Annotated in this window: 11 protein-coding genes; 8 read left to right on the top strand and 3 right to left on the bottom strand. The window is 43.8% G+C overall.

Going from position 1 to position 24,240, the window contains the following annotated elements:
* Positions 1 to 131: 131 nt before the first annotated feature.
* Entirely contained in the window at positions 132 to 542 is a 411-nt protein-coding gene (locus tag J4861_RS01195) for a hypothetical protein (protein WP_211816385.1), read from the bottom strand.
* A gap of 1,592 nt (positions 543 to 2,134) precedes the next feature.
* Here J4861_RS01195 and J4861_RS01190 point away from each other — a divergent pair.
* From J4861_RS01190 to J4861_RS01170, 5 genes are read left to right on the top strand one after another with little or no spacing between them, the layout of a single operon-like run.
* The gene (locus tag J4861_RS01190) at positions 2,135 to 5,236 is read left to right on the top strand and encodes a SusC/RagA family TonB-linked outer membrane protein (RefSeq protein WP_211816384.1); all 3,102 of its coding nucleotides are present in this window, start codon (positions 2,135 to 2,137) and stop codon (positions 5,234 to 5,236) included.
* A 31-nt stretch (positions 5,237 to 5,267) separates the two neighbouring features.
* Positions 5,268 to 6,818, top strand: a complete 1,551-nt coding sequence (locus J4861_RS01185) for a RagB/SusD family nutrient uptake outer membrane protein (protein WP_211816383.1) — start codon at positions 5,268 to 5,270, stop codon at positions 6,816 to 6,818.
* Between the two features lie 35 nt (positions 6,819 to 6,853).
* Positions 6,854 to 7,945 carry a glycoside hydrolase family 18 gene (locus J4861_RS01180; RefSeq protein ID WP_211816382.1) on the top strand — a complete coding sequence of 364 codons (1,092 nt, stop codon included), beginning with the start codon at positions 6,854 to 6,856 and terminating at the stop codon, positions 7,943 to 7,945.
* A 16-nt stretch (positions 7,946 to 7,961) separates the two neighbouring features.
* The gene (locus tag J4861_RS01175) at positions 7,962 to 9,122 is read left to right on the top strand and encodes a BT_3987 domain-containing protein (protein WP_211816381.1); all 1,161 of its coding nucleotides are present in this window, start codon (positions 7,962 to 7,964) and stop codon (positions 9,120 to 9,122) included.
* 19 nt (positions 9,123 to 9,141) lie between these two features.
* On the top strand, positions 9,142 to 10,131 hold the full coding sequence (locus J4861_RS01170; protein ID WP_211816380.1) for a discoidin domain-containing protein: 990 nt from the start codon (positions 9,142 to 9,144) through the stop codon (positions 10,129 to 10,131).
* Between the two features lie 1,098 nt (positions 10,132 to 11,229).
* Here J4861_RS01170 and rbr read toward each other — a convergent pair.
* The gene (rbr, locus tag J4861_RS01165; protein ID WP_211806310.1) at positions 11,230 to 11,883 is read right to left on the bottom strand and encodes a rubrerythrin; all 654 of its coding nucleotides are present in this window, start codon (positions 11,881 to 11,883) and stop codon (positions 11,230 to 11,232) included.
* A 699-nt stretch (positions 11,884 to 12,582) separates the two neighbouring features.
* On the opposite strand from rbr, the gene J4861_RS01160 reads away from it, so the two are divergent.
* From J4861_RS01160 to J4861_RS01150, 3 genes are all read left to right on the top strand, one after another.
* Entirely contained in the window at positions 12,583 to 16,380 is a 3,798-nt protein-coding gene (locus tag J4861_RS01160; RefSeq protein ID WP_211816379.1) for a TIM-barrel domain-containing protein, read from the top strand.
* A gap of 834 nt (positions 16,381 to 17,214) precedes the next feature.
* Positions 17,215 to 18,741, top strand: a complete 1,527-nt coding sequence (locus tag J4861_RS01155; RefSeq protein ID WP_211816378.1) for an alpha-L-fucosidase — start codon at positions 17,215 to 17,217, stop codon at positions 18,739 to 18,741.
* A gap of 21 nt (positions 18,742 to 18,762) precedes the next feature.
* A complete protein-coding gene (locus J4861_RS01150) occupies positions 18,763 to 21,069 on the top strand; it encodes a GEVED domain-containing protein (RefSeq protein WP_211816377.1) in 2,307 nt (768 codons plus the stop codon).
* A 978-nt stretch (positions 21,070 to 22,047) separates the two neighbouring features.
* Here the strand turns inward: J4861_RS01150 and J4861_RS01145 are convergent.
* Positions 22,048 to 24,240 (bottom strand): peptidase domain-containing ABC transporter, encoded by a 2,193-nt coding sequence (locus J4861_RS01145; protein ID WP_211816376.1) that lies wholly within the window; start codon positions 24,238 to 24,240, stop codon positions 22,048 to 22,050.

Genomic DNA, 24,240 nt, shown 5'->3' with positions numbered 1-24,240 from the left:
TTCTCCCTAACTAATAGGGGTATCTCGCTGATTACTCCCCTCCCTATGGGGGAGGGGTAGGGGGGTGGGGCCAGTTGGGGTTGTTGGGGCTTTTCCCCCTCCCCCTTCGGGGAGGGAAGGGGTGGGGCTTTTTATTTCCTCCTTATCTCCAACCTCATCGGGTCTTGTATATTTGCCTTACTGATCAGTTGCAAGTAGCGTTCGCGGAGCGGACCGACCCTAACATTCTTTCGGGCACGGACTGATGAGATGACCGATGAGGGGTTACACGGTTCGCGTACATGAAGCACCCTACAGATATGATGTACGATGGTTTGGAAGTCCATTGGACGACCGCATTTATCCATCAGTCGCCCTGTCTCCCAAACCATGTGAGCCAAGTCGATGAGGTCACACTTCAAGCCAGTCCAATACAATCCTTCCTTCTCGCTTCTATTGATTAGGTCACAGAAGTTATCAACAATCCTTGCCGTCAGTCGGTCTTCCTCCTCTTGAGTCCAGAGGTGGTTAGCCTTCATTACTATGTTAACTTTCTTCATCATTGTTCTTAGTGTTTTTTGTTATAGAATAATGGTTTTTTAATCATCTACCACCTTTATATATTCGTGACGCAGTGTAGGTCAGTAGGAGAAGTCGTCGGGTGGCATTCGCATCGTCCCCCATAGAAACAGCCTACTGGGGAGAAGACTGTTTCGTGAGGTTGCTGCAAAGGTAAAATCCTAAAGTGCAGTATATGTTCAATACCAAAAATTTTTTCATTAAATAAAACTAACGAAATGACCACTAATCTGATTCGAAGGAATAAGATAGGTGAGCCGCATTAAAAGTTAAGGGTTCATCTATAAAAACTACGAATCCTTATACTTTTACCTTTGAACATTGAGCTTTGAACTTTATGATATGTACCTTTTTACCTTTGAACATTGAACTTTATGATATGCACTACGAATTGCACGAATTTCTCGAATAATGTTTGCGATAATGATTCGTGTCATTCGCGTAATTCGTAGTCTTGTCGATTCTGTCTTCGTGCAAAAATATGTCATTGAAGTATATGTCTCTATGTCATTCTGTCTTCGTGCAATTCTCGTCATTCGTAGTCTTGTCGATTCTGTCTTCGTTCTAAAATATGTCATTGAAGTATATGTCTCTATGTCATTCTGTCTTCTTATCTCATTCTGTCTGTCAAAGATTTTCACAATCAGCAAGTTAGTCGGGCATAAATAGCGTGCGAATTAACGGCTTTTTGGCTTGCAAAAGGTGCCCTTTAAGGCGCTTACTAACGCCCTTTTGAAGTCCTATTAAGCACCTTTTACTTTACTACTTTATAACTATTTGATTTCCTTGTGGTTACAAACCTGCTTTTACTATGTTTTTTGCCGTTATTTATTGATGTTTTCTTTGGGATAATGTAATGTTTTTTTTAACCCTTATCTGTAGATTTTCGATGTCTTAAAATGAAAAGGATGGGGCTTCAGGATGTTGGAGTGATAAGGTTTGCCACTTGTGTTTAGAGTTTGATGTAATGTCATACGGAGGCACGGAGAGGACGGAGGATTATTAAAACAAAGCAATGGAAGTTACGGAGGCACCGTCGGTGCATAGAGTGACGGAGCTTGTTAGCAAACTTTGTTAGAGTTATTATGCACAGAGCATTTAACTTAAAACTTATTAGGAATCTGTACGCTGCATCTCCGTTGCTCTTTGTGCCGTCGGCACCTCTGTAATATTGGCTTTAGCTCCGTCCTCTCCGTGACTCTGTGTGCCTTATATATAAGAGTTTTATTTTATCAATCCATTTTAGGAAAAACCTTATTTCTTTGTTCTTAATAGACGAAAGCGTTTGTGAAAAGTAATCTTTTTTGTGTTTATTTTTGTTAAATACTTGATATATGATAAGTATTGTTTGCGTGTAATATGTTATCTTTGTATTAAGAACCTACAAAAAAACGGATGGGAATGTGAGAAAGCATGGATAACTTTTGAACACCTATTTAATATAGGGAACTACATTTTTAATATAGAGACCTACATTTCATACAGGACACACCTATTATATATATAAGGCTGCCCCACATCTGTTTTTGTGCAGACCTAAGTCAGAACAAGATTATTATCAAATATAAAATAACTAATGAGAAAAGGAAAGATTCTACCAGTAAGTGTTTTCCTATCTTGCTGCTCTTTGACCGCTTTTGCCAGCAGTCATGTCACTTCGGCTGACAACTTTGGTAAGAACGTAGTCATTGCTGCAACTAAGGCAAATACCGCAAAGGTATTGGGAACACAGCAATCAAGTGGTGACGTGAAGGTTACCGGAACTATCGTAGACAATGCTGGCGACCCAGTTATTGGTGCTACTATCCGCGTAAAGGATTCGCAGCAGGGTACGACAACCGACCTCGATGGTAAGTTTGAGATTATGACCCATAAGGGTGCTACGCTTATTGTCAGCTATATCGGTATGAACACTCAGGAGGTGAAGATTGCAGGTGATACTCCATTGAGTATCACATTGAAGCCAGAGGCTCATCAGATTGAGGAAGTTGTGGTAACCGCTTTGGGTATCAAGCGTTCAGAGAAGGCGTTGAGCTATAACGTTCAGAAGGTAGGCGGCGAGAACCTTACAACGGTTAAGAACCCTAACTTTATGAATTCCCTCTCTGGTAAGGTAGCCGGTGTGAACATCAATGCTTCTTCTGCTGGTATGGGTGGTGCAGCCCGCGTTGTGATGCGTGGTCCTAAGTCTATTACCCGTAGTAATCAGGCTTTGTATGTAATCGACGGTGTGCCAATCAACAACACCAGTCAGGGTGAGATTTCAGGTGGTGCGTTCAGTTCACAGCCAGGTTCAGAAGGTATTGCCGATATAAACCCAGAGGATATCGAGTCAATCAGCGTCCTCAGTGGTCCTGCTGCTGCTGCCCTCTATGGTTCAGCTGCTGCACAGGGTGTCATCATGATTACCACGAAGAAGGGTAAGGAGGGTAAGGTAAGTGTGACTGTAAGTAACAGTACACAGTTTGCTAATCCATTCATCATGCCAGAGTTCCAGAACTCTTACGTAAACCGTGCTGGCGAAGTGAAGTCATGGGGCGCAAAGACTCCATCAGTCTATGGTAACTATGAGCCAAAGAACTTCTTCAATACAGGTACGAACGTTCAGAACAACGTAGCTCTGACTGCAGGTACAGACAAGAACCAGACCTATATCTCAGTAGGTACAACGAATGCAAAGGGTATCATTCCTAATAACAGCTACGACCGTTATAACTTTGCATTCCGCAATACAACAACGTTCTTGCACGACAAGATGACCTTCGACTTCAACTTCAATTACATCAAGGAGCATGATAAGAACTTGACAGCTCAGGGTCAGTACTTCAACCCATTGACCGCTGTTTATCTCTTCCCACGTGGTGAGAGCTTCGACGCTGTTCGTACATACGAGCTTTACGATGTGACAAGAGGTATCAATGTTCAGAACTGGAACTTCGGTGATGCGTTGAGTATGCAGAACCCATACTGGGTAGCCAACCGCATGGTTCGTTCAAACAACCGCAGCCGTTACATGATCAGTGCAAGTCTTAAGTATAAGATCTTCGACTGGATGGACGTTGTGGGTCGTTTGCGTTGGGACGATGCAGGAACAAAGCAGGAAGACAAGCGTTACGCTTCAACAACCAACCTCTTTGCTCACTCAAAGTATGGTTTCTATGGTTATGACAAGGTGAATGACCGTTCACTCTATGGCGACTTGATGTTCAATATCAACAAGACATTGAACGACTTCTCAGTATCAGCCAACCTCGGTGGTTCGTTCACACGTAACAAGTATAACGTAACAGGTTTCCAAGGTGGTTTGAAGGCACCATCTAACTTGTTTACTCCAAACGCGATCGATTACGGTTCAGCAACCGCTGACAACCGTCCAATCTTCACAGACCATGCACACAAGATTAACTCACTCTTCGCTAACGTAGAGTTGGGCTGGCGCAGTATGCTGTTTATGACTGTAACAGGTCGTAACGATTGGGACTCAGCTTTGGACGGTACCGACAATGTATCCTTCTTCTATCCATCAGTGGGTATGTCAGCAGTTATCTCTCAGATGGCTACACTTCCATCATGGATTAGCTACATGAAGGTGCGTGGTTCATGGGCATCAGTAGGTTCAGCTATCTCTCCAAACATCACCTCACCATGGCGTTATCAGTATAACCCAGCGTCAGGTACTTATAGCACCGTAACTTATAAGTTCCCATCAAACTTCCGTCCAGAGCGTACGAACTCTTGGGAGGCAGGTTTGACATCTCGTTTCTTCAATAATGCACTTACTTTGGATGTTACAGTTTATCAGTCTAACACCCGCAACCAGACCTTCCTTCGTCCTATCACAGGTAGTCAGGGATTCTCTTCTGAGTATGTACAGACTGGTAACGTAAGAAACCGTGGTATTGAGCTTTCATTGGGTTACAACCACAGTTGGGGCGATTTCGCATGGAGCAGCAGCTTCACTTACAGTGCTAACCGCAACAAGATTGTTGAGTTGCTCAACGATCCTAACGAGGTTATCAACCAAGGTGGTTTGAATGGTGCTAACATCATCCTTAAGAAGGGTGGTACGATGGGCGACCTCTATATGACCAGCGACTTCAAGCGCGACGCAGAAGGCAATATTGCTATCAAGGATGGTAACGTATCACAGGTGAACCTTACCAACCCATCTTATCGTGGTTCAGTACTTCCAAAGGGTAACATCGGTTTCTCTAACGACTTCTCTTGGAAGGGTCTTAACTTCGGTTTCGTTGTAACTGCACGTTTCGGTGGTATCGTAATGTCACAGACACAGGCGTTGATGGATGCTTACGGTGTATCAAAGGCATCTGCTGATGCACGCGACAAGGGCGGTATCGCAGTAAACAATGGTTTGGTATCAGCTGAGAAATACTATGCTGTAGTAGGTGGTGAGAACCCAATCTGGTCAGAGTATATCTACAGTGCAACCAACGCACGTATCCAAGAAGCACACCTCGCTTACACCTTCCCACGTCGAATGTTGGGCGGTATGGAGCTGACACTCGGTTTGACAGCTAACAACCTCCTCATGCTTTACAACAAGGCACCATTCGATCCAGAGGCAACAGCATCAACAGGTACCTACTATCAGGGCTTCGACTACCTCATGCAGCCAAGCCTTCGTACACTTGGTTTCAACGTGAAGCTGAAATTCTAAAACTAATTCCACTCATTTAATCGAAATATAAATGAAAAAGATTAATATATATAAAGCCATCACTGCCTGCACATTCGCAAGTGCGGTGTTAATCTCAATGCCATCTTGTACAGATGGTTTTCAGGAGGCAAACCGTCCAGGTACAGGTGCTTCTCTCGAAGACCTGTCACGCGACAACTATCAAACCTCTTCTTTCCTCGTACAGATGGAGAACGAGGCTTTCCCAGAGCAGGAGAATGCTTACCAGATGAATGAAGACCTTATTGGTAACTACTTGGGCCGTTACATGACCTATGCTAACAATGGTTTTGCTGAGAAGAACTTTGCTCGTCTCAATGCTCCTAATGGTTGGGTACGCTATCCGTTTAAGGATTCTATGACAAAGACGGTGTCTGCTTTCAAGGCAATTGACAACGTGACAAAGGGCGAAGGACCAGTTTATGCTTGGGCATTGATTCTCCGTGCACAGTCATTCATGCGTCTTTCAGATATGTACGGACCACTTCCTATCGGTGCTGATGCAACAGATGGTAATGCTTACTCTTCTCAAGAGGATGTTTACAAGAGCATTATCGCTGACCTCAACAAGGCAACAGACGTTATCAAACCATTGGTTGCTTCTAACCCTAATGTTACTATTGCAGAAGAGTTAGACAAGGTTTATCAGGGTAAGATGGCTAAATGGTTGAAGTATGCGAACTCTTTGAAGCTCCGTATTGCTATCCGCATCCGTTATGTTGAGCCAACATTGGCAAAGCAGTTGGGCGAACAGGCAGTACAGGACGGTGTCATCACAAGCAATGAAGACAACTGCGCTATTGCTTATACACCAAACGGACAGTATAAGACATCTGTAGAGTGGGGTGATAGCCGTGCTTGTGCCGACCTTGAGAGCTTCCTCACAGGTTACAACGACCCACGTCTGACGAAGTTCTTTACCCCAGTAGAGGGCGGTATTCGTTCAGTAATCGGCTGTCGTGCCGCTGCAAAGATTGGTAATAAGACCACAGCAGGTAAGGCTTACTCAGCTGCAAACATCAAGATAGACAGCAAGGGCGTATGGCTCACTGCTTCTGAGATGGCTTTCTGTCGTGCAGAAGGTGCGTTGGCAGGTTGGAGTAACATGGGCGGAAGCGCTAAGGACCTCTATGAGGAAGGTGTGAAACTCTCCTTCGAGCAGTGGGGTGCAGGTTCTGCAACAGCCTACTTGGCTGATAACACATCAACCGAGAAGAATTATGTTGACCCAATCAGCGAGTACGGTGGAGATGTTAGTGCGGTCAGCAATATCACTATTAAGTGGGACGACTCAGCTACTGATGAGCAGAAGATGGAGCGTCTGATTACTCAGAAGTGGATTGCAATGTTCCCTAACGGACAGGAAGGCTGGAGCGAAATCCGTCGTACAGGCTATCCAAAGGTGTTCCCTCTGGCACAGTCAACAGACTATAGCATCCAGGTTGCTAACCGTATCCCATTTGATATTGATGAGGCTACCAATAACAAGGCAAACTATATTAAGGCTGTACAGCTGTTAAAGGGTAATGACGACTATGCAACCAAGATGTGGTGGCAGCGTTAAACGATATCTATCATACAATAAACATTCGATAAAAAATGAAGAATTTAATAAAGATATTCTTGCTTTCAGCCTGCGCTGCAACGGCTTTCACTGCCTGCAGCGACTGGACTGAGACAGAGGCAAAGGACGGAGCTGACCTTACTCACACAAATAAGTCTGAGGCTTACTATGCTCAACTTCGCGACTATAAGAAGACTGACCACTCTGTAGCTTTCGGTTGGTTCGGTAACTGGACGGGTACTGGTGTTACCCATGAGAACTCTTTGGCGGGTCTTCCTGACAGTACTGACTTCGTTTCTCTTTGGGGAAACTGGAAGAATCCAACAGAGGCTATGCTCAAGGATCTCCGCTTTGTTCAGAAGACAAAGGGTACAAAGGTGCTTATCAGCTGCCTTGTATTTGACATTGGTGACCAGATTACTCCAACAAACACAGACAAAAACCTCACATGGAAAGAGTGGCGTCATAAGTTCTGGGGATGGGGCAACGATGAGGCTTCACAGATTGCAGCTACTGAGAAGTATGCAAATGCTATCTGCGACACTATCGCTAAGTATGGTTATGATGGTTTCGACCTCGATGCTGAACCTTCATATGCTCAGCCTTTCCAGACCGATAAGGAGCTTTGGCAGAACGCTAAGGTGATGGAGGCATTCGTAAAGACTATGGGTAAGCGCATCGGTCCTAAGTCTGGTACTGATAAGATGTTCGTTATCGATGGTGAGCCTGACGCTATGGCTGCTCAGTATGGCGAATACTTCAATTACTTCATCCTTCAGGCTTATAGCTCTTCTGGTAACAGTGACCTAAACGGTCGATTTGCTACTCAGGCAGACCATTTCAAGCAGCATCTTACAGCTGAACAGGTAGCAAAGAAGCTTATCGTCTGCGAAAACTTTGAGAACTATGCTGGTAAGGGTGGTGTAAGTTTCCGTTTAGACAATGGTCAGACCCTCCCTTCTCTCTTAGGTATGGCTTACTGGAACCCTGTTTACAATGGCGTAACCTATCGTAAGGGTGGTGTAGGAACCTATCACATGGAGTACGAGTATACAGTATCTGGACAGACAGGCAACTATCCTTTCTTGCGCAAGGCTATCCAGATTATGAATCCATCAATCCAATAATCAAGACATTCAAATTATGAAATACAATATTTCTAAGCTTTTCATCGGAGCCGTGGCTATGGCTTCTCTGACAATGCTGGCTTCTTGTGAGAATGCTGAATATTCGCCTCTTTCTAATCAGGCGTATATCGCACAAACCAATACTAATGGTAACTCAAGTCAGAATATTACTATCGGTACGTCGGCTGTCACTTCTTCTGTGAACGTGCGTCTCTCTGACCTTGCTACACAGGACTACACCTTCGAGGTGGTAAGTGATACAACGGCACTCGCTGAATACAACCAGCGTAACGAGACTTCTTACAAGCCACTGCCTGCAAGTCTCTACTCACTCTCTTCTAACGAGGTGAAGATTGAGAAGGGTAAGTCGGTTTCTTCTGATGTGACACTGACGATTAACCCATTGACACAGGCACTGAAGGACAGCGGTCAGAAGTATGCTGTTGCCCTCCGTCTGAAGAGTAAAGATGGCAAGTATGACGTCCTGAACTCTGGTAGTTCAATGGTTTACATCCTCGATCAGGTTGTTTATCAGGCTGTGCCAATCATTAACGCTACACATAACATCCACTTCGCAATGCGTCAGACCTATGACCTTTCACAGTGGACTGTCGAGATGAACGTGAACATGAGCAAGCTTGGTAAGGGACTTGGCGAACTTAACAACCAGACACTCTTCGGTGCATGGGGTAACGATGGTGGTGAGATTTATACTCGCTTCGGTGATGCTCCTATCGAGGGTAACCGTCTGCAGATTAAGACTCAGGGAACACAGATGAACAGTAAGCAGCTCTTTAACGCTAACCAGTGGTATCACCTCGCATGCGTTTGCACAGGTACAAAACTCTACCTCTATGTAAATGGTGCACTTGACAACTCTATGGACCTCCCTGGTAAGGCTACTAACCTCAGCAACCGCTTCAACTTCGGTAACACTGATTACCTGAAGGCAGACGTGAAGGTGAGCGAGTTACGCTTCTGGACCGTGGCTCGTACACAGGCTCAGATTGCTAACAATATGTATGCTTGTGACGCTAAGAGCACCGGCTTGGAGGCTTACTGGAAGCTCAACGAGGGTCAGGGCGATACCTTCAAGGATGCAACAGACCACGGCAACACCGGTAAGTGTGTAGCTGTTCCAACTTGGGAGCAGAACGTAAGAATCGATGGTAAATAAGTCAAAAGGAAACTCAAATATGAAAATAAACGTATTCAAGTCAGTGCTGGCAGCCTCTTTGGTTGCTGCCACACTGGCATCTTGTCAGAGCGAGCCAGAAGTTGGTAGCACGCTCTACCCAACTGCAGAAGAGAACTACTCTGCGAAGGCTTACCTCTATACTGGTACCAGTGACGGCAACAAGTTGTTGCTCGCTGGTGAGAAGTCTGCATCAGCTGTTACCTTGGCTGGCGATAGCGCAAATTTCTATGTTCGTCTTTCTTCTCCAGCAGAGAAGGATGTTACAGTAACATTGGCTGCTACATCTGATGGTGTTGAGGCAAATAGTAGCGAAGAGGTGATGAGCACTGACGCTATCAGCCTTAGCAAGACATCTGTAACGATCGCTAAGGGTCAGCAGGTATCTGAACCAATCGTCGTTAAGTTGGTGAATGGTGATGCACTCAAGAACCTGACAATGTTGAAGAACGGCGTTACATCTGTTGTTATCAAGAGTGTTGACGGTGCTGAAACAGCAAAGACAAGCACGAAGGTAGCAGTAGCAACCAACTTCTCTTTCAACAATATCAACGCTTCTGGCACCCTCGACACCGACAAGCAGATTGCTCTGACCGACTACGATATGTTGACTTCACTCAGAGGTTCAAATGCTAAGAAGTTGAATGATGGTGATCCTAATACCTATATATACTCATATTTGTATTATAACCCACAGTTCGTCATTAAGTTTAAGAGTGTTAGGACCTTGTCTGGTGTAGGTATTCTTAGCAGCTTCACAAGCTATGGATATGGCGTTAAGAAGGTCACAGTAGAAACCAGCTTAGATGGTAAGGTATGGACAAGCATGGGTACTGCCACCACATCAACTCAATACGATGATGATACTCCATTCCCAATCGTGTTCAGTTCTCCAGTGAAGTGTCAGTATGTAAGACTTTCCAACCTCGAGACCTTTGATACAGGCGACTATCCTCTCTTCTCTATCAGCGAGATTGGCGCATACGAATAATCCTTAACCTATGTGCACATAGTAGTGCAAACTACTCAGCCTCCGAAGTATCCCTTACTTCGGGGGCTTTTTGTTTAATTCACATAATCCTTTATTAATTCATAATCCTTTATTAATTCATAATTCATAATTCACAATTCATAATTATGATTACTACTGTTAACTGTGGTTTATTGATGCAAACAACCTGTCAACTCGTAAACCAGTCCACTCGTCAACTCCCAATAAAGCACTACGAATTACGCGAATGACACGAATTGCTATGCAATAAGAATTCGTGCAATTAGAGAAATTCGTAGTCATTAAAAGTACATATCATAAAGTTCAATGTTCAATGTTCAAACCTCAAAGGTAAAGGAGTTCAAACCTCAAAGTTCAAAGGATAAAAAACATTAGCGTAATTAGTGAAATTCGTAGTTGGTATTACTTTGCAATAATGATTAGAGAAATTCGTAATATGTATTCGAATTTCTTTTACATTTTAGTTGATGAAAGGGTAGGGGAAAGGGTTAAAAATGTGTCATTTCGGAGTCTTTGTAAGTATTTTATTATCAATTAGTTGTGATGATGTGTTTTTAAAGGTGCTTAGTAAGGTTCCAAAAGGGCGTTAGTAAGGGTCTTAAAGGGTATCTTTAGCAAGCTAAAAGGGCGTTAATTTGAATGTCATTAACGCCCTTCTGTTTTTCAGTCTGTGAATTAAGTTTACGATAGTTGACGAGTGAACAAGTAGACGAGTAAACAAGTTGCTTGCGAAGAGAGACAAAGTAACATGGTTAACAAGTAGACGAGTGAACAAGTTAGACGAGTAAACAAGTTGCTTGTATCAAAGACAAGGTAACATGAGAACGAGTTTGTCCTTTATAACAATCACCTTGTTTACTTGTCCACTTACTATGTTACTCTGTCTTTGATACAAGCAACTTGTTCATTTGTCTACTCGTTCACTTGTCCACTTACTATGTTACTCTGTCTTTGATTCAAGCAACTTGTTTATTCGTCAACTTGTTCACTTGTCTACTTACAACAAAACCGTGCTAAGGTCCGCAAAGACCTTGGCACGGTATGTGACTAACGCTGTGGAATTATTATTGCGTCGATTTAGTAGTTTGACTCCTCAACCTGGAAGAAGCTCTGTGGGTGGTTACATACAGGGCAAACAGCTGGAGCCTTCTTGCCGATAACGATGTGACCACAGTTGCGGCACTGCCAGATGCAGTCACCCTCACGAGAGAATACTACGCTATCCTCGATGTTCTTCAAGAGCTTGCGGTAACGCTCCTCGTGGTGCTTCTCAACCTTACCAACGCTGCGGAACTTAACTGCCAACTCAGGGAAGCCTTCTTCCATAGCATCCTTTGCCATCTGCTCGTACATATCGGTCCACTCGTAGTTCTCACCAGCTGCTGCGTCAGCGAGATTCTGAGTTGTTGTAGGGATATCACCCTCATGGAGGAACTTGAACCAAATCTTAGCATGCTCTTTCTCGTTGCGTGCTGTCTCCTCGAAGAAACCAGCAATCTGCTCATAGCCGTCCTTCTTTGCCTTTGAAGCATAGTAGAGATACTTTGTGTGTGCCTGGCTCTCACCTGCGAAAGCGTTCTTAAGGTTCTGCTCAGTCTTAGTACCCTTCAAAGCCTCTGGGTTGAACTCCTTGAACTTCTCAGCCTTAACGTGGCATACTGGGCACTCTGCTGGAGCCTCTGTTCCCTCGTGGATGTAACCACAAACGGTGCAAATAAATTTCTTTTTCATAATGTTCTTGTATTTGTATAATGTTCTTGTATTATAATAATGATATGTGTACGAATTACGAATAGGATCGCTTTTATACCCACTGACAATCAGTTGGATATCTATTGTGTTCTTGTTCTGTAATTATTACAATCTTTCTGGGTGCAAAGGTATTAATTATTTCCGAGTCTGTCAACTTTAATCGTTCTTTTTTTATACCAAGCGACCTATTTAGACAACGAATAATTAATGAATGAATAGTAATAACAGAGCGCATAAAAAGCTAAAAACCTCTGTGTTTCAAGTCCCAAATAGGATGTCTCAAACCCCAAGTTTCAATCAAAAAGTTGACTACGAATTACGCGAATGATACGAATTATTTAGCAATTAAGTATTAGCGTAATTAGCGAAATTCGTAGTTTCAATCAAAAGAGGTAACTACGAAATATGCGAATGACACGAATTATATAGTAATAAGGATTTGCGTAATTAGCGAAATTCGTAGTCATTGAAAGTTCAAATCATAAAGTTCAAAATTCCAAGTTCAAAGTTCCAAGTTTCGTGTTTTTAGTTAAAAAAATCTTAGTTAAATAATTGTAGTTTATAAAAATATGGTGTATCTTTGCCACTCAGTAACAAAAACAACTATTAGCTAAAAACCAAAAGGAGTTCGGAAACCAAGTAAACCTAAGCTTGGGGACGGGCGACGAGATCTATAAAATGAAAAAGAAGAAAGCCAAGATTTTACTTGCTGCCTTGTTATTGGCAGTGGGAGAGACTGCGTTCGCTGACGGAAAGGCAGTGAGTGGTATTCGACAAATCAATCCAACAACGGTAGAGATTACTTATAGCGACGGTGGCGTGATGACAGTAGACTTCTATGGTCAGAATGTATTTCGCCTTTTTCGCGACCCAAAGGGTGGTATCGTTTGTGATCCAGTTAGTAATCCTCCAGCACGTATCCTCCTCGATAATCCACGTAAGAACGCAGGACGATTGAGCGTTAATGAGACCGATGCCGACGTAGCAGTCGCAACAGCTGAGGTGCGTGTGCGCTTCGACCGCAGCACGGGGCTGATGACTGTCACCGACCTTCGCAATGGTAAGGAGGTTATTAAGGAGGTGAAGGGAGTCGACTTCCAGAAGAATCGCACCACCGTTACCCTCGCCAATGCAGCAGGAGAGTATTTCTATGGTGGCGGTGTACAAAACGGTCGCTTCTCACATCGTGGCAAACGCATTGAGATTGTCAATACCAACAGCTGGACCGATGGCGGTGTTGCTTCGCCAGCTCCGTTCTATTGGTCAACAGGGGGCTATGCAGCCATGCCTTACACCTTTGCTCCCGGTGCCTACGACTTCGGAAGTACGGATAAGAACACGGTGACAATCAGTCACGATATGCCTTATCTCGACCTCTTCCTGATGGTCGACACAACCCCAGTTTCTTTGCTTCAAGATTATTATCAGCTAACCGGTAACCCCGTCTTATTGCCAAAGTTTGCTTTTTATGAGGGTCACCTAAATGCCTACAACCGCGACTATTGGAAAGAGACAACCGAAGACGGAAAGGGAATCCTCTTTGAAGACGGCAAGCGATATGTAGAAAGTCAGAAGGACAATGGCGGTATCAAGGAAAGCCTCAATGGCGAAAAGCAGAACTATCAGTTCTCTGCACGTGCCGTTATCGATCGATATAAGAAAGACGATATGCCATTGGGTTGGATTCTCCCTAACGATGGTTACGGAGCTGGATATGGGCAAACTACCACCCTTGATGGTAATATAGCCAACCTCAAGAGCCTTGGTGATTATGCGCGTAAGAACGGTGTAGAGATTGGTTTGTGGACACAATCAAACCTCCACCCAGTCGATAGCATCCCTGCTCTCTTGCAGCGTGACATCGTGAAAGAGGTGCGTGATGCTGGCGTACGTGTGTTGAAGACCGACGTAGCATGGGTCGGTGCGGGCTATTCCTTTGGACTCAATGGTATTGCCGATGTGGCTAATATCATGCCTTACTACGGCAGCGATGCGCGTCCGTTCATTATCACCCTCGACGGCTGGGCTGGTACACAGCGTTATGGTGGTGTATGGTCGGGCGATCAGACCGGTGGCGAGTGGGAGTATATTCGTTTCCACATCCCAACTTATATCGGCTCTGGACTCTCTGGAATGGGTAATATTACGAGCGATATGGACGGTATCTTTGGTGGAAAGAACCTCTCAGTGAACATCCGTGATTTCCAATGGAAGACCTTCACACCTATGCAGTTGAATATGGATGGATGGGGTAGCAACCCTAAGTATCCACAAGCTTTGGGCGAACCAGCCACAAGTATCAACCGTTCTTACCTCAAACTCAAGTCAATGCTTCTGCCTTACACCTACTCATGTGCCTATGAGGCAGTGACTGGCAAGCCACTCATGCGTGCGATGTTCCTTGATGATAGCAACGATTACACCCACAGCAGTGCTACACGCTATCAATATATGTATGGTCCTTCGTTCCTCGTTGCACCTATCTATCAGAACACGGCAGCCGACAAGGAGGGCAACGATGTGCGCAATGGCATCTATCTACCAAAGGGAACATGGTACGATTACTTCACGGGTGCTACTTACGAAGGTGGTTGCATACTCAACGATTACTTCGCACCCATCTGGAAGTTGCCTGTCTTGGTGAAGTCGGGTGCTATCATTCCGATGGTCAACGCGAATAATAACCCTTCTGAGATTGACAAGAACCGTCGTGTCTTTGAACTCTATCCAGACGGCAAGACCGAGTTTACACTCTATGATGACGACGGTACAACACAGAAATATCTCTCTAATGAGAAGGCAACAACCCGCATCACCTCCGATCTTAACGATAAGCAGGTGCTGACCGTAAGTATCGACAAGACCGAAGGAACGTTCGATGGAATGGTGAAAAATCAGTCAACAACCTTCTATCTGAACACCAATGCGAAGCCTAAGAAGATCACAGCCGTTATCGGTGGGAAGAAGATTCGACTCACAGAGGCTGAGCAGGGTGATAACACATGGCAGTATGTTCAGACTTCGAATATCAACCGTTTCTCAACCGCTAACAGCGAGATGGAACGCCTACTGGTAACTAAAAATGCCCAAATCATCGTACGTTTGGCTTCCTGCGACATCACAAAGGAGGCTGTAATGCTCCGCGTGGATGGCTTCACACGTCTGAATAAGTCGAATGAAACCTTGCGAAAGAAGGGTGCTTTGACAGCTCCTGAACTCCTTGAGGCTGATGTCCAGTCGTATAGTATCACTCCAAAGTGGAAGCCTGTGCAGGATGCTGACTACTATGAGATAGCCTTCAATGGTCAGACTTATACCACTATCCGCCACAACTCGCTCCTCTTCGACGACCTCCAGCCTGCCACCGACTATGATTTCAAGGTGCGTGCAGTGAACAGTGAGGGCGCAAGTGAGTGGACGCCACTACACGTGAAGACGGCTGTCAACCCATTGGAGTATGCTATCCAAGGACTTACCGCAACCTCTACTGCCCGTGATATGGAAGGTTTCGAGATCCACCGACTCGTTGATTTCAGTACGACTGGCGACATCTGGCACACCTATTATTATACGAAGGCGGTGCCATTCGACTTCACTGTCGACCTCCACAGCACCAACACCCTCGACAAACTGCAGTATGTTCCACGTGCGAATGGCGGTAACGGTACGATTACGAAGTGTGATATCGCTGTCAGCAAAGACGGTAGAAACTGGACAGAAATCGGTCCACAGCAGTGGGCTCGAGATGGTAGAACGAAGGAAGTGACGCTCTCTACCCACCCAGTGGCACGTTATGTGAAGGTGAGCGTGAAGGAAGCTGTCGGCAACTTTGGCTCTGGTCGTGAGTTCTATGTCTTCAAAGTGCCAGGCACAAAGACTATTCTGCCAGGCGATATCAACCTCGATGGTAAGGTAGACGAGAACGATTTCACCTCTTATATGAACTATACAGGACTTAAGAAGGGCGATGCCGACTTCGACGGTTATATCTCTGGTGGCGACATCAACGGCAACGGTCTCATTGATGCTTACGACATTTCTAATGTTGCCATGCACCTTGAGGATGGTTGGAACGACGATGACGTAGCCCCTGTTGGCGGTAAGGTTTATTATGAATACAACCGTAAGTCTTATGCTGCAGGCGACGATGTCATCATCAAGGTGAAGGGTAAGGACCTGCAGTCAGTCAATGCCTTCAACCTTATCTTCCCATATAGTCCGAAGGAATTGCAGTTCGTTAAGGTTGAGACCGACCCATCAATGGTAATGCGCAACTTCACCTACGACCGTCATCACAGCGATGGTTCTCAGGTTCTCTATCCAACCTTCGTGAATGTGGGCGACCACCATACGTTCAATGGCGATGCCGACCTCCTCGTCATCCGTATGAAAGCCCTCAAGCCATTCACCGTTAAGAACACAACAGCCAAGGGCCTGTTGGTGGATAAGCAGTTGGAGGAAGTGGAGTTAAAGTAGAACCAACCACAAACCAGCCCATAAACCAGCCCCTCCCCCTTACCCCTCCCCCAAAGGGAGGGGAGTGAAATGTGTGAGAGAGATAGCAGCCCCACCCCCAACCCCTCCCCCAAAGGGAGGGGCGTGAAATGCGGGATACCCCTTGTGGTTAGTTAACAAGTGAACGAGTAGAGGAGTTATTTGTGTAATTACAAGTATCTTGTCTACTCGTAACGTTATTAAGTTGGTCTGCTCTTAACGTTATTTAGTTGGTCAACTCTTATCGTTATTTACTTGTTCTCTTGTTACTCTGCTCTGTTTTGTCAGATTTTTTCACTTAGTTGAAAATCAAGTGATGCTCATTAAGGGGCAAATTAACGTCCAATTGGCTTCTTAAAGACGCCCTTTAAGCCCCTTACTAACGCCCTTTAGGAGTCCAATTAAGCACCTTTTAGTTTGCTACTTTATAACCACTTGATTCCCTGTTGGTTACAGAGTCGCTTTTTAGATGTCTTTTTTCGTGATTTTAAGGGGGATTTAGACGGTAAATATGTAGTGATTTTTCGAAGTCTTATGGTAGTAATAAGCAGGCAGGATGATAAGAGAAAACATGAAGAATCAACTCATGATTCGTCGTGTTTTTACGCCCACTAAAAAAAAACTATAGTCCAAGTTACACGAATACCCAAATTAATTCGTATATTTGCGACTATCTTTTGAGCGACTTGGTGCCTTGATATAGCAGCACAGAGGCAAACAGGTTGCTTGCAATGACAAAAAACCTAAACTAAACATTGTCAATCAAATATTTATAAAATGCTACGTCTAAAGTGCTGCTGAACTAAAAAACCTAATATGAATAACCGATTTCTACACGGTGTGCTTACTGCACTTGCCCTAACGGCATCGGCTACGAGCTTTGCTCAGACCAATACCGTTATGACCCTTAAGACGCAAATCGCTCCCAATGCGGAGAACGAGCCGCGCCCAGTGTTCCCTGTACCCACTGACCGCCAGTGGAAATGGCAACAAACAGAGTTCTATGCCTTCTTCCATTATGGCATGAACACCTATACCAATAAGGAATGGGGTAATGGTGATGAAGATGTAAATACTTTTGCTCCGACAGCAAAGCCAGACCCAAGACAGTGGTTAGAGGCTGTAAAAGAGGCTGGAATGAAGGGCGGTATTGCTGTTGTGAAGCATCATGATGGCTTCTGCCTGTGGCCTACAGAAACAACAGATCATAAAAGCATGAACTCATCAAGCCCTAATGCGCAGGTGAATATTGCTGATCTCTTTGCGAAAGCAGCACAGGAGTTGAATATGAAATATGGTTTCTACGTATCTCCTTGGGACCGCAACAGTGGTCTTTACGGTACGGACAGCTATGTGAAGGACGTCTTTTTGAAGCAGTGTGCAGAGCTTGCAAAGTATGGCTCAGACCAGTTTGAGATGTGGTTCGACGGTGCAAATGGTGGGAATGGCTACTATGGTGGTAAGAATAAGACCATCAATATTGACCGTGCAACCTACTATGACGTACCCAACCTCCGTGATTCTATCCATAAACTCAGCCCAAATATCATCCTTTGGGGTGTCGGTGGTGAGGCACGCTGGATTGGTAATGAGGACGGTTGGGCAGGCGAGACCAACTGGTGTAATGAGAATCGTGGCTATGCTCCTGAGCGCAATGGTATGTATGGCACAGAGAACGGTTGGTTCTGGCTCCCTGGCGAGAGCGATGCTAAGTTTACAGACAAAGGTTGGTTCTGGCATCCTGGTTGTGAACCAATGTCGGCAGAACGCACGTTCCAGATGTACTTAGAGACCGTTGGTCGCAATGCAACCCTCATTCTGAATTGTCCTCCAGACCGAAGTGGAAGAATACCACAGAACCAAGTGAATCGTCTGAAGGAATTCGGAACTATGTTGAAGAGCCGTTTCAAGACCAATCTTGCCAAGACTGCTACCGTTGAAGCTACCAGTACACGTGCCAATGGGGCGACACGTACCTATGTTGTTAACAACCTCATTGATGAGAATCCAGATACTTACTGGGCAGCAGAGGACGATGTAAAGGATGTTACCCTTACTTTCAAATGGAACAGCCCACAGACTGTTCGCTACGTAACCTTGCAGGAGTATGTAAGACTTGGACAGCGTGTAAAGAGTTTCTCAATCGAATATACCACCGATGGCAGCACATGGAAGCCACTTGCCAACAAAGTAAAGCAAACCACTATCGGCTATAAACGTATCATTCCGCTCAACGGAAGTACCGCAAACAGCTATGGTTCGGGCTATGAGGCTAAGGCTATCCGCATTCATATCAAGGATGCTAAGGCTTGTCCTGTAATGAGTGAGATTGCAATTTATTAATCGTTTGACTTGAGAAACAATATGAAAAAGAATATATTAGCTACCTGTGGTTTGTTGTTCTGCACCTCTTTACTTCATGCACAGACCACAGAAGAGGTTAGAATAGATTTTGAAAATCAGAACTATAAGGCGTTAGGTGTCTACGATACTTGGCTGAAGTCGCCTTTCCGCAGCCAAAACAAGCAAGCTGCTGCACTGGAAGGAAACGTGCAAGTAGTAAGCAATATCGATAAAAACTACGACGAGATACTGAAGGCTACACCAAATGCTTCTGACAATGTGTTGGGCTTCCAGCGTTCACGCTTTGGCTCAAACACTTTCGGTGCGCGCATCGACCTTAAGCAGCCATTTGCTTTGACCAAAGAAACAAAGTACGTACACGTAATGATTCACAAGCCAAAGGCAGGACGTACGATGCTTATCGGACTCGGAAAGCGTACGGATCGTAAGGGTCAGAGCACAGACACAGAGCAGTTCTGGGAGCTTTCAACAAGAGAGATAGAGCCAAATAAGTGGGTAGATGCTGTTTTCCCAGTTAAGGGAGCAGGTGGCATTGAAATCCATAGTCTTGTTGTTGTTGTCGATTGTGAGGACACCAACGGTATGAAAGATGATTTCCTTGCTTATATCGACAATATCGTCGTAAACAACGAGGCTTTCACAACAACCAATCGTGAGGACTATCCGATGAATTATAGCAAGGATGCGAAATGCTCACGTAGTGACCGTGGACTCAAGGGTATCAGCCTTGGCGACCAGACATTCAGTGTCTATGGTGACATTACCACATCAACTCCAGCTTACACCTGCCTCAGCAAGCAGGCGTTCTTGGCTAAACCGGGTGAGACACTCAACCCAGCGGTTCAGTACAAGGGTATCTGGATGCACAGCTATGTTTATCTTGACTTGAACAACAACGGCCGTTTTGAGCCAAAGGTAGAGGGCGGTCAGATTGTTCCCAACGCTGGTAACGAGTTGTTGGCTTACTCTTTCCTCAGTGGAGAGGACGAGAATTCTGGCTTCAACAGCGCAGGAACAGAGATTTCTGGTAATGGTCGTAACACCCTCGTTATGCCTGAATTTACCCTTCCAAGCAACCTTCAGCACGGTTTCTATCGTATGCGTTACAAAGTGGATTGGAACTCTGCAGACGCAGGAGGTAGCATTGAGAACAACAACCACATCCTTAACAATGGTGGTGGTGCCATCGATGTGCGCCTGAATGTTCATGGAGACAATGTGAAGATTTATCAAGGTGCACTCAATGGTAAGGTTGTTGCAGAAGATGGTACTGAGCTGAACGGTATCTCTATCCCATTCGGTAAGCCTTACACTATCAAGATGAAGCCTGAACATGGCTTTAACTTCAGCGGTCTGAAGGTGCGACACGGCTACAACCTCACTGGCGATAGTATCAGCCATGGCACCTATCAGTATGTTGACGAGCTGATTCCACGTGAGCGTTTCAATGCTGATGGAACCTTCACCCTCCCTGCTGAGATGATTGATGGTGATGTGTCACTTGAGGGTATCTTCATTGATGCGAAGACAGCTTTGACCTACGAGGTTTACTTCAACAATGAATTTGTCTATTCAACCGTTGTCAATGGTGCGAAGACTGGTGCTGTGACGATTCCTGAAGGACTTAGCAGAGACTATGTTGAACTGACAGCTGACAAGGAGACCATCACAAGTCTGCCAGCTACAGTACGTATTACCGCTACATGGACAGCCCCAATGAAGGTGGCTACACCAGCCGACACTACTTGGTATAACCTCAAGGTGAGCAACCAGCCAAGATGGGTTTCGTCAGGAAACTATACACCTAACGTTTACTTCATTGACGAGACTTACATCACTACTGATTATGCTCTTTGGGCATTGACAGGTAATCCTTACAGCGGTTTCCGCCTCATCAACAAGGCAATGGGTCCTACAATGGTCCTCGCATCGGCTTCTCCAAAGGGTTCAGCTAAGGCTGGCGGTAACACTTACGCTACCCTTCTGCCTGCTGACAACCTACCTGCAGGGTACACCAGCGACTGGACTGTGACAATAAGCCCAAATGATGATGAAGGTTTCTATATCTGTAATCCAGAGGGCTTCGGCTTGAACTATCGTGCTGACGGCAACCTCGCTTACTGGACTGGTGGTAAGGATGCTGGCTCTACCTTCGTTCCTACAGAGGTTAAGAAGACTTCTACTGGCATCAACGCTCTTATCTTCCAGAATGAATCAGCTACCACTTACGATCTCTCAGGCAAGACAGTTAGCAAGAGTCATAAGGGTGTTGTTATCCGTAATGGTAAGAAGATGCTCGTGAAGTGAGTGGTAGAGGAGTTAACAAGTAGACAAGTTGACGAGTAAACAAGTTGCTTGTATGGTAAGTTGATGAGTGAACGAGTTGGCGAGTAGACAAGTTGATTGCGAAGAAAGACAAAGTAACATGGTAAGTTGACGGGTGAACAAGTTGACGAGTAGACAAGTTGATTGCGAAGAAAGACAAAGTAACATGGTAAGTTGACGGGTGAACAAGTTGACGAGTAGACAAGTTGATTGCGAAGAAAGACAAAGTAACATGGTAAGTTGACGGGTGAACAAGTTAGACGAGTAGAGGAGTTAACAAGCAACTTGTTTACTTGTCTACTTGTCTAACTTGTCCACTCGTCTAACTTGTCTACTTGTCTAACTTGTCCACTTGTCCACTATCATTCAGAAGGGCGTTAATTGGCTTTCAATTAACGCCCTTTTGGTTTGCAAAAGGTGCCCTTTAAGCCCCTTACTAACGCCCTTTTCAAGTCCAATTAAGCACCTTTTACTTTGCTACTTTATAACCACTTGATTCTCTGTTGGTTACAGAGTCGCTTTTTAGATGTCTTTTTTCGTGATTTTGAAGGGGATTTGGATGAGGATATGTAATGATTTTTCAAAGGTTTGCAGCGGCTTTTGGGCTTGCGAATCAAAGGATATTGGTTATTCCCAAATATGAAGTGATAAACTAAAATGGTTAGATAATAAGGCACATGGAGGGACGGAGGAGACGGAGGTTAAGGCTATATCACGGAGGTGCCGACGGCACAAAGAGCGACGGAGGTGTAGCGTACAGATTCCTGATAATTCTCTGGGATAAACGCTTTGTATATAAACTCAAATCGGTCATTAGACCACAATATGTTTAGGCTCTAATGACCGAATTGGGTTTAAGAGCATTGATAAAGCACTGTATGTGTTTTTATGCCAGAGCCCAATTGTATTTATCAGTCCATTTAGGAACTTTACTCTTAGGAACCTATATGTGGAATAAGTTTATGTATCCAATGAAGGCATTTGGGATGCAATCATTTGAAAATAATGACCTTTTCTTTCCATTAATGAATCATGATTACCAACTTCAACAATATACCCTTTGTCTAAAACCACAATTTGGTCAGCATTTCTAATCGTGCTTAATCTATGTGCAACAACAATAACAGTACGCTGAAGGAATGCATTATTTAAAGCTTCAACTATCTTCTTTTCATTGATAGTGTCTAATGCATTTGTGGCTTCATCAAGAAAAAGGTATTGTGGATTACGATAAAGAGCACGAGCTATCAAAAGTCTTTGCTTTTGTCCTCCACTTAAACCTCGACCATTCTCACCGATATTGGTTTCAAACCCCTTTGGCATTGCATTTATTTCATCTTCTATTTGTGCTATTCTACAAACTTTCCGTAGTTGTTCATAATCAATATGTTCGTCATCTAAGACAATATTGTTTAATATTGTATCACTGAAAATTTTTCCATCCTGCATTACTACACCACACATACTACGCCATTGTCGTAGATTAATAGCATTTACATTCATTTTATCCATTTTTATATCTCCATAGCTAGGTTTATATAAACGGACTAAAAGTTTTAATAAGGTTGATTTACCACTACCACTACCTCCTACAATAGCGGTCACTTTATTCTCTGGAATGTGCAAATAAATATTATGTAGTACTAATGGTGAGTTGGCTGTATACTGGAAATTTACGTTGTCCAATATAAGTGATTTGTTCTCTGGCAGAATTGTAGTACTACCAACTGACAATAATTCTTCTTCATCTTCTAATTGTTTGATCTCATTAATTCGGAGGAAACTTATTTTTGCATATTGTGCAGATACAATAAAATTGATGAATTGAACTAAGGGACCATTGAGCATACCTATTATGAATTGGGTCGAAATCATCACACCAAACGTAATCTCTCCTTTAATTACTGCTGTGGCACAGAAGAATACAATACCCATATTTTTAATACTCTCAATGAATTGTGCTCCAAGATTCTGTGCATTTGTAATAGCTAATACGCGCTTGTTTACATGATACAAACGTGCTTGTATCTCTTCCCATTTCCAGCGTCTATGTTTCTCATAATTATAAATTTTTATATCTTGGATGGAAGATACCGTCTCAACCCAGTAACTCTGATTTTTAGAAAGTAACTCAAAATATTCCCAGTCCATTTTTTTGCGAATATTGAGAAATAACAATACCCAACCAGCATACAAAATTGAGCCAGATATAAAGATATAGAAAATGATAGCATTGTATATCAGTAAGATGATAGAGAATACAACAAATGTCAATATTGAAAATATCAAAGATAATGAATTATTCATGATAAAGCTGCGTATTCGCTCATGATCCTGTGCTCTTTGAAGAATGTCACCTAGGAGTTTGTTCTCAAAGAAAGTAACAGGAAGCTTCATCAGTTTAATAAGATAATCTGAAATAAGTGCAATATTTACTCTTGCTGTAATATGCATCAATATCCAGTCACGTATTACATTGAATATCATCACACTAAGCAGGATAGATATGTTTCCAATTAAGACCATATTGATGAAATTTACATCTGAGGTCTTTATTCCTACATCGATAACTGCTTTAGAAATAAATGGCAACATGCCTTGTAAAGCTGTTACAAGGAGCATGATTACAAAAATCAGTGTAAAGTTACGCTGATAAGGAGTAAAATATTTTAGAATACTCGAAAAAGTATTCTTTCTTTGCTCTCTTTCTGCTTTACTGTCTTTAAATTCTGCAGTGGGTTCTATAGCCAACAATACACCTTGCTTAGCTCCTTTTTGATACCAACCTTTCTTAAATTCTTCATGAGTATACTTAATACGACCTTTTGCAGGATCAGAAACCCAAATATATTTCTTGTTAGCATGATATACAACTACAAAATGGCTATCTTTCCAAAAAATAATAGCAGGGAAAGGGACGCTATTTACCACATCATCAATAGTACATTTTATTGCTAATGTGCGTAATCCTATGCTTTCTGCACCTGTACTTAAGTCTAACAATGAGACGCCTTCTTTGGTAATACCGCATTTATCTCTGAGAGACTGCAAAGAGTAGAACTTTCCAAAATGTTTAGCAATAATTTTCAAACATGCAGGACCACAGTCTTGTGAATCCATTTGGTATTCTACTGGAAATCTATTTAACAACAT

The organism is Prevotella melaninogenica, from assembly GCF_018127925.1.
Taxonomy (GTDB): Bacteria; Bacteroidota; Bacteroidia; order Bacteroidales; family Bacteroidaceae; genus Prevotella; species Prevotella melaninogenica_C.
This window is presented reverse-complemented; position numbering and strand designations above follow the sequence as displayed.